Origin of the sequence: Lysinibacillus sp. NPDC093692, assembly GCF_050280125.1 — a bacterium.
In the GTDB taxonomy this organism is placed as follows: domain Bacteria; phylum Bacillota; class Bacilli; order Bacillales_A; family Planococcaceae; genus Lysinibacillus.
The window spans coordinates 133,878-149,894 of sequence record NZ_JBNNUW010000009.1 but is presented as its reverse complement, the minus strand read 5'-3'; the positions used below and the strand labels follow the sequence as shown (position 1 = coordinate 149,894).

Here is a 16,017-nt window from a genome sequence, read left to right as displayed (position 1 = left end):
ATCTTTGATACGTGAAAGAGGACTAATTTATGAAAAAAAGAATATTAGTCGTAGAAGATGATCGTCATATGGCAGACTTGATTCAAGTAAGTTTGAAAAAAGAAGGCTATGAAGTAGAGTGCGTGCATGATGGGTTAGAGGCGTTGCGAGTTGTGGAACGTTGCCCACCAGATTGTATGCTTCTTGATTGGATGTTACCGAAGATGGAAGGTATTGAAGTATGTAGACAAGTACGCTATCAACATGTTTTTCCGATTATTATGATTAGCGGGAGAACGGAAGAACTAGATATCGTCCTTGCCTTAGAGTTAGGCGCGACAGATTACTTAACAAAGCCATTTGGTTTCCGTGAACTTCTAACACGCATGCGTATGCATATGAAACGCTTTGAAAATGAACGAAAATACAAAGAAAAAGTGTCAAAGTTTTCAATCGGACCATTCCATATTGATTTAGTTACTTTTAAAGTTTATAAAAATAATTTAGAGATACCACTAACACAACGAGAGTTCAAGGTACTGTTGCATTTAATGCAACAACCAGGCAATGTTCAGACGCGCGAACAAATTATAGAGGTACTGGAATCCTCAAAAGGTGACCGACGTACGGTTGATGTAATCATTCGCCGGTTGCGTGAAAAAATTGAGAAGCAGCCAAGTACTCCAAAATGGATTAAAACGAAAAATGGCATAGGCTATTATTTCTCATATTGATTCAGAAGAAGTCTCTTACTATTAGTGGGAGGCTTTTAGTTTAGGAATAATCGGTACCGTTTTTTAAATTAGAACGATGGTCACGACGATAAATAAAATGCGTACAACGTCCGCCCTTTTGCTTAGTGCAATTTTAGAGCCTGTAAAAGCTCATAAAATCATCGCACAGCACATAATAAGTCCGTATGTATAATTTACCGCTCCAAGTAATAAAAACATCGTCAAGTCTGCTTTATTATTTGTGAAATTAAGCAGTTTTGAGCTTCCGGATGCTTCGATAAAATTAAAGCCCATAAAAAGCGAAGCTTTTTCTCCTTGTAGAGGTTAAAACTACATAATTTTGCCCAATAGTTGAACAAGCTAAATCATTTTTCTTATACTAAAATGCTACGTCACTTTAATGACTGAATAATCAGTCGTTTTATTCTGGTATACTACATTTACAAATAGTATTTTCAACCAAATTCAATTCATAATACTACTTTAGAAAACAGGTTTTTAACGTTACCTATAATTCATATATATAGAGTAAAAGCTAATAGGGGTAGAAATCATTGGACAAACAAAATAGCAGATATAGATGGGTTGTATTTGTTTCTGTATTATTTACTTATTTGTTAATGGCGAGTCAACGCACCGCCCCAGGACTGATTACAGACCAATTGATGCATGATTTTAATGTAACAGCATCAACGATTGGGTTATTGACGAGTATACAATTTTTTGTCTACACGAGTTTGCAAATTCCGATGGGGATTTTAGCTGATCGATTTGGGCCGAATTTTTTTCTAATTATTGGTGCTACCCTTACAGGTTTAGGGACGATTATTTATAGTATGGGTACACATGAATTTGTCCTGTTTTTTGCCAGAATACTAACTGGGGTAGGGGATGCGACCATATGGGTGAACATGGTGCTAATTTTGGCTCAATGGTTTCATACAAAGGAATTTGTTCGATTAATTGGCCTGGCGGGTATGACAGGAAGTCTTGGTTTCTTATTGGCGACAGTACCTTTTTCTACATGGATACTTTTATTTGGTTGGAGGGTAACATTTTTCTCAGTAGGACTACTATTATGTTTATGTGGCATTCTCCTTTATTTTGTACTTGTAAAAAAAACAAAACAAGTTTTTGGAGATGAGCAAGAAGTAGCTACAGCAGAAGTGCAACGTGAAAAAACGTCAGTTTTACTGCGAAGAATATTTTCAAATCCGCAAGCGTGGGCTCTATTCTTTTGCCATTTTGGGGTAGTCGGCGGTTATGTAGGATTTATCAGTTCGTGGGCAGTACCATATGGGATGAATATATATGAAATGACTCGTTCAGATGCGAGCCAGCTGATTATGATCGGTCTTATTGGGGCTCTTATTGGGGCACCTCTAGCTAGTTGGATTTCAAGTCGGTTAGAAACAATTAAAAAACCGTATATTATCGTTCATATTGTTGTTTTATTAGGGTGGTTATCTTTCCTTTTATGTAATGGGCATCCTTCCTTTTTCTTTCTAATTATTATTTTCTTTATCATTGGCTTTGGATATGGGGCAAGTGCATTAACTTTTGCAACTGTACGTCAATCTTTTAAACTGGAGGAATCAGGAATTGTTTCAGGGATTGCGAATACGGGCGGCTTTCTAAGTGCTGTATTGCTACCCATCATTTTTGGATATATATTGGATCATTTTCAATCAACTTCAGGAAATCTATTGGATGGCTATTCCTATGGTTTCATCACGCCGGTTATCTTCTCCATCGTTGGTTTGAGTGGAGTGATTTTATTTAAGGAAAAACGCCAGAACGTAAATAAAAATAACAAGCAGGGGTAAAGAGCATGGAAGCAAAGCAACCATGGTGAAGGAAATCCTGATGTTTTCATTGGGACGTATAACGTTATACTTAGAGAAATAAGCACTTTCGCTTATGATTCAATTTTACAGTACTCGGTCAGTCGAAGTTCTGTACTAATGGATTGTATGTGGAGGTGCTTTTTTTCTTTCTGGGCTCCATGTTCCATGTATTGGTCTGGCCATACCTATTAAGTAACACATAATGACCTGATCCGCCATGTACAAAACATTAAGCACAATGGGCATATAAAAAATCCTAATCCGAACACTGAGCACCTCGTTTTTTTGTCTATTCACCCTAGAATTTCCTTGATGGTGGTACATCGATAGAATAGTAGAGGAATGTAGTTTATGAAATAGGAGTTTAACTTCTTTCAGCAAATGTTTATTGTAGTGAAAGCAAAGCGTCAGCTATATAAGTCTCCTACCTCTTTAAGTGGTGAGATGAGTGCAGATTTAAACTATTTTTCAGCGGATGTTCAAATACCAACTGAAAGAAGTTAAAGCATTCGGCCGATTCCGGACGCAATCTCTTAGCATGGATATCAAACAAATCAAGTGAGGAGTATTCCTCCGTAGATAGAGCTACCTGCCTTCGTTAAAACTTATTGCTAACACAACATCGGTTGTGTAAATAAGAAAGTCTTATAGAACAGAAAATAAATCAAAGATGTTGTACACAGGGCATGGCAACACCATCTATGGAGAGCTTTGTAAGGATTCTCTTAAGTATATAAGAACCCCACTGCTTTAGCTGTGGGAGTAGTCAGATTAATCATTAAAAATGCTTGTCATTTTCTCTGCAACCTCTTCGGTAATCGCAAGAAATCGTTTGGAAATTGATGTCATGTAACGATCCTTAAGTGTAATTATATTAAGTTTTGTTTGTAACACTGGATTTGCTAGTGGTCTAAGTACCGGTAAATCAGGAGAATTAAGTAGCTTGAAACAGCTAGGTACAAAACAAACTCCTGCGCCTTTCATTACCATCATTAGTGTTGGTAATGTTTCTGTTCCCCAGTAAACGACATTAGGCGTAAATCCACTTTTTTGGCATGCCTCGATCACATCATCAGCAACACCTGATCCATAAGATGTTGTATTTAAAAGAAATCGCTCGTTTTTCAAGTCTGCAATATCAATAGAATCTTTTTCACATAGATGATGGTTGGGGGGAAGAGCTAAAAGTAAAGGTTCTGTTAGTAGTGTTGAAGTATGGATGTCCTCCGCTCTCACTGAAGTTCGGACAATTCCAATATCTATTTTATGACTTCTTAGTTCTTCTAAAATATATGATGTATTACCCTCGCGAACATGTGTAACTATGTTAGGAGTTTCCTTTTGAATTTTTTTTAAGACATTTGGCAAAATAAATAGATTTGCTGAAGTAGTACAACCCAATTTCACAGTACCTCTAATTCCTTCATGAAACTCGACTAATTGCTTCTCCGTATTCTCAGATAAATCAAGTAATTCTTTTCCTTTTTCATATAAAAATACTCCACTTGGTGTTAATTCAAGAGATCTACCTAAACGATTAAACAAAGTGACATTTAATTCTTGTTCAAATTTTCTAATTAAAATACTTAAGGGGGGTTGAGTCATTTGCAGTGCAGTAGCAGCTTTTGTAATGCTACCTTCCTCAACTACTGTAATAAAACAATGTAAACGATGAAGGTTCATTGTGATAACTCCTCCTTTTAGTATTCATAAAATATATGGAAGTCATATAAATATTATAATTTACATTATAAAAATGTAAAGATATAATATTTCCATAATTAAGAATAGTTCAAAAATTGGTTTTAAACTGTATTTTAGTTTTAAGTTAGTTGATACCAGAGTGTGTCCATCCAATCGCAAATTATTAATTTATAAATGGAGGTTTTATCAATGACAACTAAAATTACTCAACAATCAAAAACTGTAGAGTTAGCTAAACTGGACAAAAAGCACTTTCTACATCCAGCTACAAATCCGAAGGCTTTAATTGACAATGGACCGCCTATCATCTTTGTTAAAGGTAAAGGCGTTACAGTTACAAGTACGGATGATGTGGAATACATCGACGGGATGTCAATGCTTTGGAACGTGAACTTAGGACATGGGAATCAAGAACTTGCAGATGCTGGTAATAGTCAATTATCTACCCTCGCGTATGCATCATCATTTAAAGGATTCTCAAATGAACCATCCATTCTACTTGCTGAAAAATTAGCTGAGTTAGCACCAGGAGATTTAAATAGTGTATTCTACACTTCTGGTGGGTCAGAATCAAATGATACAGCAATTAAATTAGCTCGTTTCTACTGGGAGCTTAAAGGGAAATCAGAAAAAAGAAAGATTATTGCGCTAACGAATGCTTATCACGGTGTAACGATAGGAGCGCAAACAGCTACTGGTCTTGCGGCATACCACAAGTTCGCATCATCAAATATAGACGGAGTTGTTCGTGCAACAGCCCACCTATTAAACAGCGAGTTAGGTGATAAAAGTGATCCAAACTATGCAGAATCTATCCGTGGAACAATTGAAAGAGAAGGTGCGGAGACGATTGCCGGAATTATTATTGAACCTGTGCAAGGTGCGGGCGGAGTTAATATTCCACCAGAAGGTTACTTAGAAGCAGTTCGTAAAATCTGTGACGAGCACAATATCCTTTTCATGGCAGATGAAGTTATTTGTGGATTTGGTCGTACGGGGAAAATGTTTGGTGTAAACAACTGGAATGTTGTCCCTGATATGATGTCAATTGCAAAAGGAATTACGAGTGGTTATTCGCAACTTGGCGGGGTCATGATGAATGATGAAATTAGAGAAACAATTGCTAACTTCGATGCTGTTATCCCACATGGTTTCACATATAGTGGCCATCCGACTGCTTGTGCAATTGGACTGAAAAACATTGAAATACTAGAGCGTGATAATATTATTGACCACGTAAACGAAATGGAGAAAGAACTTAAAAAAGGTTTAGATTACTTAGCTGAAAAACATAGTATTGTAACAAATTGCAGAGTAATTGGTCTGTTGGCTGCATTTGAACTTTATGAAGATCCAACAAGTGGAAAATTGTTTGATCCAACTGTTTTCCCAGCAAATGCGGTAGTTGACGCATGTTTCAATCGCCAATTAATAGTAAGAGCGCTCGGAGCGTATAACCAAATTGTGGCAATTGCACCACCGCTTATTATTAACAAAGAAGAAATTGAAAAAATGATTCAAATTATAGACGATTCGATTACTGCTTTTAAAAATACACGCAACTAAACTATTCCTATAAAGTAAGTTGAGTAGTGGTGGTTATAGTTAAAAAAGGGGAGGTTCTCTAGTGCTTTATATAAATGGTGAATGGCGAGATACAGGAAATAAATTAGATGTAACAAATCCTGCGACAGGAGAAATAATAAGAACTGTTGCTACAGGTGGTAAAACTGAAACTACAGAAGCAATCGAAAGTGCGAAGAGAGCATTTGAATTCTGGGGTAAGACAACTGGAAATGAGCGCAGCAACTACCTGTTTCAAGTGGTTCAATTGATGAAAGAAAAAACAAAAGAATTAGCTGAAACAATTACACTTGAAAATGGTAAGCCTTTACCAGATGCTACTCGTGAAGTAGCAGGTGCGATCGGCTATCTAGAATGGTATGCAGAGGAAGCTAAGAGAATTTATGGGGAAACAATTCCTGCATCTGCAGCTGATAAACACTTAATGGTCATTCGCGAACCTGTTGGGGTATGTGCAGCTATTACACCATGGAATTTCCCGTTATCGATGATTACAAGAAAAATTGCACCTGCACTTGCTGCAGGTTGTACGATTGTTTTAAAACCGGCTGACTTAACTCCTCTTTCGGCGATAAAAGTATTCGAATGCTTTCATGAAGTTGGACTACCTGCTGGAGTTGCAAACCTGGTAATTGGCCCAGCTGAAGAAATTGGAAACGAGATGACGAGTAACCCAGACGTTCGTAAAATCACATTTACTGGCTCGACGCGTGTGGGGAAAAAACTTATCCGTGATTCGTCTGATACAGTGAAGAAAATATCAATGGAGCTTGGTGGACACGCACCGTATATTGTGTTTGAGGATGCTGATATTGACGCAGCAGTTAATGGTATCTTAGTGTCTAAGTTTATTAACTCAGGTCAAACTTGCATCAGCACCAACCGGATTTACGTAGCAGAAACTATAGCTGATGAATTCTCGGGAAAGTTAGCTGAAAAGGTATCTAAATTAGTTGTAGGAAATGGATTAGAAGATGGCGTAAATGTCGGTCCAGTAATTAATAAAGTGGCTCTTGAAAAAGTGAAAAGTCAAGTAGAAGACGCTGTGAAACATGATGGTAAAGTAATTGCAGGTGGTAATGTATTTACATTAAATAATGGTAGCGGTTACTTCTTTGAGCCCACAGTTATTCAATATGCAAGCGATAATATGAAGATTACAACAGAAGAAACATTTGGACCAGTTGCACCAATTTATACATTTAAGACGGAAGAAGAGGTAGTTGAAAGAGCAAACCATCCTGAATATGGTCTTGCAGCTTATTGTTATACGCGAGACATTGGGCGAGGCTTACGAATGATGCGTGCTTTAGAGTTCGGAATTGTTGGTATTAATGATCCAGCTCCAGTGGTTGTACAAGCTCCGTTTGGTGGTATGAAGGAAAGTGGAATGGGGAAAGAAGGCGGTTGGTACGGACTTGAGGAGTACTTGGAGAAGAAGTTTGTATCGATTTATTTAAAATAATAAAAAATGTTACTAATCTAGGTAACTAATTATATTGTAGTAGACTTATCTACATTCTCCATGTCTCCCATACATAGTTTCTAAAGAATGTATGGGAGACAATCTACACAATTAATAAAGTAATAAACTTTAATTTAATTCCAATAAAATAAGAGGGTGAATTTATTATGTCTCAAGTAAATTTAAAAAATAATGGACAAGAAATAGTTGTCCGCAATATTTTAAAAGAGGATCTTGCTGAAGTTGCCTCACTTTCTATGAAGTGTTTTGGACCTGATATGGCATTAAAATATGAGCATTTTGAAAGTCAGATTGAGTTGTTTCCAGAAGGTCAAATTTGTCTAGAATATAACGGTAAAATTGTAGGAACCGCTTTAAGTCTAATTGTAAATTTTGAAGATTACGGAGATAGTCACTCATATTTTCAAATCTGTGATTTAGGATTTATTCGAAATCATAACCCTAATGGTAGAAACCTATATGGTATTGAAATTGGAGTACACGAAGATTTTAGAGGGTTACAATTGGGGCGTCATTTGTATGATGGCCGAAAAAGCATATGTGAGAAACTTAACTTAGAAAGTATCTTAGTAGGTGGTCGTATACCTTTTTACTATAAATATGCTGAGCAGATGAGTGCAGATGAGTATGCACTAGAGGTAATGAAAGGGAAAATATATGATCCTGTATTAACATTCCAAATGAAAAACGGATACGTATTAAATAAAGTAATGCCAGGCTATTTACCTGGGGATGTTGAGTCGTTAGAATATGCAACACTTTTGGAATGGAAAAATCCAGTTTACAAGCTTAAATTAGTATGAGTCTTTTGTCCGTTATGTTCGCCTATTTTAATAGGCGAACAGTGGATGCCCATTGTTTTTTGAGATTATTTAACTTCTTTAGTTGTGTAAGCGCTTTCAAAAGATTGTTGTAAGAGTTCCATTAGAAGTAAATCTTAGGTAAAGAGAGGAGTTATAAATGGTTATCGCTGATAAAGTTATTTCGAGTGAAGCAGTATTTACAGGTTTAGAAAATGAAGCAAAGCCAGCTGCTATTGCGATTAAAGGTAACAAAATCATTGCGGTAGGTTCGATGGAGAAAATAAAACCATTTATAGGTTTAGACACGAAGGAATATCATTATGGCAACCAACTCATTATGCCAGGATTTCATGATGCGCACCTTCATCTCATGTTTGGTAGTCTTTTCTCGCATGCAAGTATCAATTTATCGGATGCTCATTCGGAAGAAGAAGTTGCTAGTTTAGTAAAGCAATTCTCGGAAAACGTGCATGCTGATGAGTGGATTATAGGCTATGGATGGGATCATACAAATTGGGCAGAAAAATGCCTGCCGACACGTTTTTCTTTAGACAAAGTAGTTCCTAATCGCCCGATTATTCTTTTCCACGCTGAAGGTCATTATTCGTGGGTTAATAGTTTAGCACTTGAAAATGCTAGGGTTACAAATGAAACTGAAGACCCTCCTAATGGTACGATTCAAAAAGATGAAAATAATGAAATCACAGGAATTCTTCTTGAAACAGCAATGAATTTAGTTGTGGATATTGCTCTCGCATTTCCGGATAAACGGAAAGAAGAATTGTTTGAAGAGTTCTTAAAAAAATCAGCTCAATTAGGCATTACATCAGTAAATGATTTGTTTGCAAGTAGTTTTGATAAGTTAAATAGTTTCGATATGTATAAGGCATATGATGAAGCTGGAAAACTTACGACTCGAATTCATCTTTACCCTGAGTTAAATGATGATATAGATAGAGCGATAAGCTTGCGTGAAAAGTACAATTCCGAAAAATTACAGCTTGCAGGACTTAAGCAGTTTATTGATGGCGTTGTAACTGGACATACCGCATACATGTTAGATCCTTACTTAGACAAACCTATAACACGAGGGAGTACTGCTTTTCCTGTAGAAACGATCAAAAACTGGGTGACAAAAGCGGACAAAGAAGGATTTCAAATTCGCTTCCATACAATTGGTGATGGTGCAGTTAGGCTTGCTCTAGATATTTTTGAAGCAGCAAGGATGGATAATGGTGTGAGAGATTCACGACATGCGCTAGAGCATATTGAAGTGATTCATCCGACAGATATTAAGAGATTTAAAGAATTGGGGGTTGTTCCATCTGTACAGCCTTCTCATCTAGCGTTGATGCCAAAAGAAAGTCATACTTTGCGTGTCGGTAAAGAGAAAGACCCTTATACGTATTTATGTAAAACGTTATACGATGCAGTCGAGTATATTGCTCTTGGTACAGACTATCCAATAGCAACATTAGATCCTTTTAAAGAAATTTTTCATGCGATTACGAGACTAGACTTTACTGGTGATTATGAGTGGAATAGTCAAGAGCAGATAACACTCGCAGAAGCGTTGAAAGCGTATACAAAAGGCTCAGCATACAGCACATTCAGAGAAAAAGATTTGGGTACATTAGAAGTTGGAAAATTAGCAGATATTATTGTACTAGATAAAAACCTCTTTGAAGTAGAAAATAAAGAAATTCTTCAAACGAAAGTTTTGTTAACAATTATGGATGGTGAAGTAGTTTATAGTGAATCAGTCTACTATCCTACTATTTTAGTTAATTGATCATTTTACCGGGAAGATTTTTTTATCTTTATTCAACAGAAAACTCCCACCTCTATAGGTGGTGAGATGAATACGATTTTGGTACCTTTTCAGTGGGTGTCCAAACACCTACTGAAATAGAGGAACTCAGTCTAAGAACGCCACGTCCTGTGGCAACGACTGAGTGACCAACATCTTGTTGGCCCAAAGCCTCCGGCGGATGTCACGGATTTTTTTAAGGAATGAATTGTGGTGGCACAATTCAAAATCCGGACACAATTCCGCCAAGGCGTAATTGATTACTATTCGAGGAGTGAAAAAAATAAAACATCCAGTTAATTTGTCTAGATCGCTTTCTTTAACGTCTGTTGTTGTTACTGGGATGGCCTTTATGGCTTTAACTACAGTGTTTAGCACATACGGCATAGCCTCTAAAATATCTCATGGTATGGTCGCTGGATCGTATGTAATTGCATTAATTGTGATGATGTTTACGGCTCATAGTTATGGTCAAATGGCAAAAGCGTACCCCATTGCGGGATCTGCCTATACCTATGCGCAAAAAGCTATTAATTCTCATGTTGGTTTCTTAGTGGGATGGGCAATTTTAATGGATTATCTCTTGATCCCAATGGTTAACTTTTTACTATTTGGTATTTTCTTCTCAGCTGCTATACCTGAAGTTCCACAGTATGTTTGGATACTTACATTAGTAGTTCTTGTGACGTTTGTAAATGTTAGAGGTGTAAAGTTAAGCGCAAATATCAACATGATTGTAGTAGGCTTATCGGTATTATTTCTAATTGTCTTTTGCATCTTATCAGTTAAATCAATAGTAACTGGAACCGGGACTGGCATTTTATTTAACCTTGATCCCTTTATTAATACTGAGGAGTCATTTAAGTATATAGTTGCTGGTGCTGCACTATTATGTTTCTCTTTCCTCGGTTTTGATGCAGTTTCTACTTTTTCAGAAGAAGTAAAAAATCCGGAGAAAAACATACCGCGTGCAATATCTTTAGTAACAATAATTGGTGGATTATGTTTTGTAGTCGTATCTTATTTTGCACATAATGTTTGGCCAGATTATACGAGTTTTAAAGATGCAGATTCTGCTTCCTATGAAATTATTTTCCTAGTAGGCGGGAATGCCCTACAAGCAGCATTCCTAGCAAAAACTGCAGTGGTTGTATTTGGTTCCGCGTCCGCATCTCAAGCAAGTGCCGCACGTGTATTATACGCAATGGGAAGAGATGGACAATTACCTGAAAAATTTTTTGGAAAACTAAATAAAAGAACGAGAACCCCGGTTAACAACATTTTATTAATTGGTCTTTTATCATTATCTTCATTGTTTTTAAGTCTAACCATTGTCGCGTCTTTCATTAACTTTGGCGCCCTACTTGCATTTACTGCTGTGAATCTATCCGTTGTTTTTTTATATTACGGTAAGCGAAAAGAACGCTCCTTAAAGGGGATTATCTTCTATTTGATTTTTCCATTAATCGGAGCAGTACTTACAACTTGTTTGCTTTTCAACCTAGATGTTTATTCGATTGCTCTTGGTAGTGTTTGGTTAGGAATTGGTGTTATTTATTTATTATTTATGACAAAAGGTCTTAAGCATAAACCACCAGTGCTCAATACAGATCAAATTAATTAGTCGCAATTTAAAACATTAATGAAGCAGCTAAAAATATGTAAAGGGGATGGATGAATGACAGATAACACTACGCTCAAAAGGTCATTAGGTGTTTGGTCAATTGTTGCACTGGGATTAGGATATATGACGCCTACAGTGGTCTTTGATACGTTTGGAATTGTATCAAAATTAACAAATGGTGTAGTACCAATGGCGTATTTAGTCGCCTTGTTAGTGATGGTATTGACAGCGATTAGTTATGGAAAGATGGTACAGGTATTCCCGGCTGCTGGTTCAGCATATACATACACCCGGGAAACAATGGGGTCTCACCTAGGATTCCTCGTAGGATGGGCATCGTTATTAGATTATTTATTATTACCGTTAGTTAATGCATTAATTATTCGAATATATATGGAATCTCTGTTTCCGAATGTACCTGTTTGGATTTGGGTTTTTACTTATGTCATTGTAGTTACTGCAATTAATGCTTATAGTATGGAATCAACATCCAGCTTAAACTTTATACTCGTTGTTTTCACGATTTGTTTAATAGGTATCTTCATAATACTTGCTTCTGTACAACTTTATCAAGGTATGGGAAATGGTACTTTATTCACGATTCATCCACTATCACATGAAAATGTGAAATTAATAGCCGTTTTAACTGGGGCAACAGTAGTAGCTTTCTCGTTTATCGGTTTCGACGCAATAACAATGTATACGGAAGAAGCAAAGGATACATCAACAGTTCCTAGAGCAATCCTTCTAACTGTTTTAATCGGTGGGGGTATTTTCTTTATTGCTTCTTATTTTACACAAGCATTATTCCCGGATGTTTCTGTGTTCGAAAATGTAGATGATACATTGCCGGAAATTGGTTTATATGTAGGAGGGAAGTTATTCCAACTGCTTTTCATTGCAGGAGCTTTCGCTGCTACTGTAGCTTCAGGGCTTGCATCTCACGCAAGTGCATCTCGTTTGCTGTTTGTTATGGGCAGAAATGGTGTACTTCCTAAAAAAACTTTCGGATACTTACACCCTAAATTTAGAACGCCTGTTTTTACGATTGTTTTGACGGGAATCGTATCATTATTTGCAATAGGACCAAATTTAGAATTAATTGCTTCAGTCATTAACTTTGGGGCATTAATTGCATTCACATTCGTTAACCTATCTGTTATTGTTCATTTCTATATTCGTCAGAAAAGGAGATCAGGCAGTGAAACCTTTAAGTACTTAATTATGCCTTCTTTCGGAGCATTAGCTACTGGAGTTCTTTGGTATCATTTACACGCTGATGCATTTATAGGTGGAATCGTTTGGCTTATAATCGGAATCATTTACATGCTGTTTATAACAAGATTCTTTAAAAAAGAACTTGGAAGCATGGACTCTATTGATGACTTGGAGTCATTAGATAAAGAGATTTTTAATGAAGATAAGATTAAAGTCTTGAATTAACTATTTAGAGGATGAGAATCTCTTAGATAATCTTCCTCTTTTTAATGACACAAGAAGTAAATAAAGGAGTGATTGCTTTGAAAGAAAAAATCCGACTGTATATAGAAGAAAATAAAGAAGAATTATTTAAAACAATTCAAGATGTCGTACGTATAAAAAGCGTTGTTGGTAATGAACAAGAGATGCAAGTATACATGAAAAAAAAATATGAAGAACTTAACTTGATTTTGCATGAGATTGAACCAAAATATGAGAAGGTTTCAGCTCATGAAGCGTTTATTGATTCAGGTATTCCGTTTGAAGACCGAAAAAATATTATTGGAATACATAAAGGTGTCTCCAATGGTAAGTCATTAACGATTCATGGGCATGTAGATGTTGTTTCTCCAGAACCATATTCAAACTGGACGATGGACCCATGGAGTGGAGATATTATTGGAAACAAGTTATACGGTCGAGGCTCTGCCGATATGAAAGCAGGACTTATTTCAAATTGGTTCGCATTGAAAACATTAATTGATTTAGGTTATCCAATTGCTGGAGAGGTTCAGCTACATTCAGTAATAGAAGAAGAAGCTGGTGGTGGAGGCGGAGCTTTAGCATGCTTGGAGGAAGGCTTCGTAACAGATGGGTACATTTCGACAGAGCCACATAATTTGAATATGACAATAAGTCATGGGGGGATTATGTATTTCCGAGTGTACGTAAAGGGAAGAACAGCGCATGCTGGTTTAGCGCATGAAGGCATAAATGCTATTTCAAAAATGATGAAAATCCTTAGTGCGCTGGATGAATTAAGTGAATGGCGTGCTAAAAATGTTAAGTTTGATTTATTTGAAAAGGGGTCTGGACAGTCCGTTCACTTAAACTTAGGTGTACTAAAAGCTGGGGACTGGGTATCGACAGTTCCAGGGGAAGCGATCCTCGAAGGAAGAATTGGTTTTATCCCAGGGGAAACTCGCGAAGAAATTAAGCAACTAGTACAAGACACGATTATGAAATCTGTCTTAGGCGATGAGTGGATGGATAAAAATCCACCTGTTATAGAGTGGTTTGGATGGTCAACGGAGCCATGGTACCAAGATCCTGAGAACCCTTTTGTAAAATTATTCATCGAAAATGCAGAAGATGTTATGGGGCATAAAGTAATAATGGTTGGGAGAGCTGGAGGAAATGATGCACGATTTACTCAGTATTACGGAAAACAAGGATTGTGCTTTGGGCCAATTGGAGAAAATATGCATGGACCAGATGAATGTGTTCATTTAGATAGCGTAGTAGAAGTAGCTAATGTTTTGGCAAATTATATTATTAAGTGGAGCGAGAGTTAATCATCGTTAACTTTTGGGAATATCCATTTCAAACTAATATAGTATCTCTCATAATGCTTCTAACTTGGGTAGCTGAATGATTAGGAATATTGTGGAAAAAGGGGTTTAATGCAATTACACTAAAAAAACTTTTAATCGGGATTAGTGTGGAAAATGATTTGATAAAACAAATCTCTCTTAACAATTAAATCGACGAAACAATTCCTGTATTCAAAATTAATTGAAAATTAAATTAATTCATTTTCGAGATGTAAGTAAATCACATTTTAGTAGTTGGCTAGCTTATTGTTTATTAATTGTGAGTGTATTGTTTAAAAACATTTAAAAGAGAGGATGTATTTTTATGAAAAGAAATTATTCTGTTGAAGAACTTAAAGTGTTAGACCAAAAGCATTTTCTACACCCTACTTCACCAGTAAAGACGGAAAATGGACCGGGATTTATTTTTACAGAAGGAAAAGGTGTTTATCTGTATGATATTACAGGTAAAAAAGTTATTGATGGTATGTCTTCACTTTGGAATGTGAATATCGGACATGGTAGAACAGAACTCGGTGAAGTAGCGAAGGAACAAATGGATAAATTAGCCTTCAGTTCTTGTTTTGCAACGTTTAGTAATGAGCCTGCTATTCTATTAGCAAAAAAGTTAGCAGAATTAGCACCTGGTGATTTAAATACTACATTTTTTACGTCCGGTGGTTCCGAATCCAATGATAGCGCCTATAAATTGGCTCGTCATTATTGGATATTAAAAGGGGAAATTTCTCGAAAAAAAATTATCTCAAGATCGAGATCTTATCACGGGGTGGCAATCGGTGCTACAAGTGCGACGGGTTTAAAAGGATTTCGTGATTTTACAAATTCGAATGCACCGGATTTTCTATTCGTAGATCATTTTTCCATACAGGCTTTACGTGATTTGATTGAAACTGAAGGTCCAGAAACAATAGCTGCTTTCATCACCGAGCCAGTACAAGGTGCAGGGGGCGTGCATGTTGCACCGGATAATTATTTCAAAGAAATTCGTGAAATTTGCAATGAGTACGGTATTTTGATGATAACTGATGAAGTTATCACAGGATTTGGTAGGACGGGTAAGTTCTTTGCGATGGAACATTTTAATGTGGTACCGGATATGATGTGCTTTGCAAAAGGTGTTACTAGTGGATATGCACAATTAGGTGGTGTAATGATCTCAGAGAAAATACACCAAGAATTTTCTGAGTTATCAGAAGGAACTATATTGCATGGATACACTTATAGTGGTCATCCAATGGCTTGTGCAGTTGGGTTGAAAAACATTGAAATTATAGAGAAAGATAATTTAGTAGCAAATGCAGAAATTCGTGGTAAAGAGCTATTAGCAGGGTTAAAAGTATTACAAGCGAAGTATCCATTTATTGTAGATGCAAGAGGTTTAGGTTTAATGGCAGGTATAGAAATCTCTTATGAAGGAAGGCTCCTCGCTCCGCAAATAGTGTCAGAGGCAGCAAAGTTGGGATTAATATGTCGCTCTGTTGTACTAGATGCTCAAGATATTGTTGTATTTTCACCACCATTATCAATAAGCCAAAAGGAGTTAAGAGATTTATTAGATATTCTAGAAAAGGCGATTCAAGAAGTAGAGAATCAGGTATTGGCAAATAAGTTGTAATACGAAAGGTGAGGTAAT

At 36.5% G+C, this 16,017-nt stretch carries 12 protein-coding genes; 11 read left to right on the top strand and 1 reads right to left on the bottom strand.

Features of this window, described 5'->3' with window-relative positions; genetic code table 11:
- Positions 1–29 precede the first annotated feature (29 nt).
- From ACQKN4_RS12125 to ACQKN4_RS12115, 3 genes are all read left to right on the top strand, one after another.
- The gene (locus ACQKN4_RS12125) at positions 30–713 is read left to right on the top strand and encodes a response regulator (protein ID WP_427483795.1); all 684 of its coding nucleotides are present in this window, start codon (positions 30–32) and stop codon (positions 711–713) included.
- 554 nt (positions 714–1,267) lie between these two features.
- Positions 1,268–2,539: an MFS transporter gene (locus ACQKN4_RS12120; protein ID WP_427483794.1), complete on the top strand. Its 1,272-nt coding sequence runs from the start codon at positions 1,268–1,270 to the stop codon at positions 2,537–2,539.
- A 402-nt stretch (positions 2,540–2,941) separates the two neighbouring features.
- A complete protein-coding gene (locus tag ACQKN4_RS12115; protein WP_427483793.1) occupies positions 2,942–3,064 on the top strand; it encodes a hypothetical protein in 123 nt (40 codons plus the stop codon).
- Between the two features lie 267 nt (positions 3,065–3,331).
- Here ACQKN4_RS12115 and ACQKN4_RS12110 read toward each other — a convergent pair whose 3' ends face one another.
- Positions 3,332–4,243 carry a LysR family transcriptional regulator gene (locus ACQKN4_RS12110; RefSeq protein WP_079561716.1) on the bottom strand — a complete coding sequence of 304 codons (912 nt, stop codon included), beginning with the start codon at positions 4,241–4,243 and terminating at the stop codon, positions 3,332–3,334.
- 210 nt (positions 4,244–4,453) lie between these two features.
- Between ACQKN4_RS12110 and ACQKN4_RS12105 the strand changes: the two genes are divergently transcribed.
- From ACQKN4_RS12105 to ACQKN4_RS12070, 8 genes are all read left to right on the top strand, one after another.
- Positions 4,454–5,830: an aspartate aminotransferase family protein gene (locus tag ACQKN4_RS12105; RefSeq protein WP_427483792.1), complete on the top strand. Its 1,377-nt coding sequence runs from the start codon at positions 4,454–4,456 to the stop codon at positions 5,828–5,830.
- A gap of 61 nt (positions 5,831–5,891) precedes the next feature.
- A complete protein-coding gene (locus ACQKN4_RS12100; RefSeq protein ID WP_079561714.1) occupies positions 5,892–7,313 on the top strand; it encodes an NAD-dependent succinate-semialdehyde dehydrogenase in 1,422 nt (473 codons plus the stop codon).
- Between the two features lie 167 nt (positions 7,314–7,480).
- Positions 7,481–8,137 (top strand): GNAT family N-acetyltransferase, encoded by a 657-nt coding sequence (locus ACQKN4_RS12095; protein WP_427483791.1) that lies wholly within the window; start codon positions 7,481–7,483, stop codon positions 8,135–8,137.
- Between the two features lie 157 nt (positions 8,138–8,294).
- Positions 8,295–9,929, top strand: a complete 1,635-nt coding sequence (locus tag ACQKN4_RS12090) for an amidohydrolase (protein WP_427483790.1) — start codon at positions 8,295–8,297, stop codon at positions 9,927–9,929.
- A 319-nt stretch (positions 9,930–10,248) separates the two neighbouring features.
- Positions 10,249–11,571, top strand: coding sequence for an APC family permease (locus tag ACQKN4_RS12085; RefSeq protein WP_427483789.1), 1,323 nt, complete (start codon positions 10,249–10,251; stop codon positions 11,569–11,571).
- Between the two features lie 54 nt (positions 11,572–11,625).
- A complete protein-coding gene (locus tag ACQKN4_RS12080) occupies positions 11,626–13,014 on the top strand; it encodes an APC family permease (RefSeq protein WP_079561711.1) in 1,389 nt (462 codons plus the stop codon).
- 77 nt (positions 13,015–13,091) lie between these two features.
- Positions 13,092–14,345, top strand: a complete 1,254-nt coding sequence (locus ACQKN4_RS12075; protein ID WP_427483788.1) for an ArgE/DapE family deacylase — start codon at positions 13,092–13,094, stop codon at positions 14,343–14,345.
- A gap of 343 nt (positions 14,346–14,688) precedes the next feature.
- Positions 14,689–15,999, top strand: coding sequence for an aspartate aminotransferase family protein (locus tag ACQKN4_RS12070; protein WP_079561709.1), 1,311 nt, complete (start codon positions 14,689–14,691; stop codon positions 15,997–15,999).
- Positions 16,000–16,017: the final 18 nt, after the last annotated feature.

Excerpts from the sequence above, each read along its gene's own strand:
- ACQKN4_RS12125 (WP_427483795.1), top strand. The coding sequence starts at position 30 with ATGAAAAAAAGAATATTAGTCGTAGAAGATGATCGTCATATGGCAGAC.
- ACQKN4_RS12115 (WP_427483793.1), top strand. The coding sequence starts at position 2,942 with ATGTTTATTGTAGTGAAAGCAAAGCGTCAGCTATATAAGTCTCCTACC.
- ACQKN4_RS12110 (WP_079561716.1), bottom strand. The coding sequence starts at position 4,243 with ATGAACCTTCATCGTTTACATTGTTTTATTACAGTAGTTGAGGAAGGT.
- ACQKN4_RS12105 (WP_427483792.1), top strand. The coding sequence starts at position 4,454 with ATGACAACTAAAATTACTCAACAATCAAAAACTGTAGAGTTAGCTAAA.
- ACQKN4_RS12095 (WP_427483791.1), top strand. The coding sequence starts at position 7,481 with ATGTCTCAAGTAAATTTAAAAAATAATGGACAAGAAATAGTTGTCCGC.
- ACQKN4_RS12090 (WP_427483790.1), top strand. The coding sequence starts at position 8,295 with ATGGTTATCGCTGATAAAGTTATTTCGAGTGAAGCAGTATTTACAGGT.
- ACQKN4_RS12080 (WP_079561711.1), top strand. The coding sequence starts at position 11,626 with ATGACAGATAACACTACGCTCAAAAGGTCATTAGGTGTTTGGTCAATT.
- ACQKN4_RS12070 (WP_079561709.1), top strand. The coding sequence starts at position 14,689 with ATGAAAAGAAATTATTCTGTTGAAGAACTTAAAGTGTTAGACCAAAAG.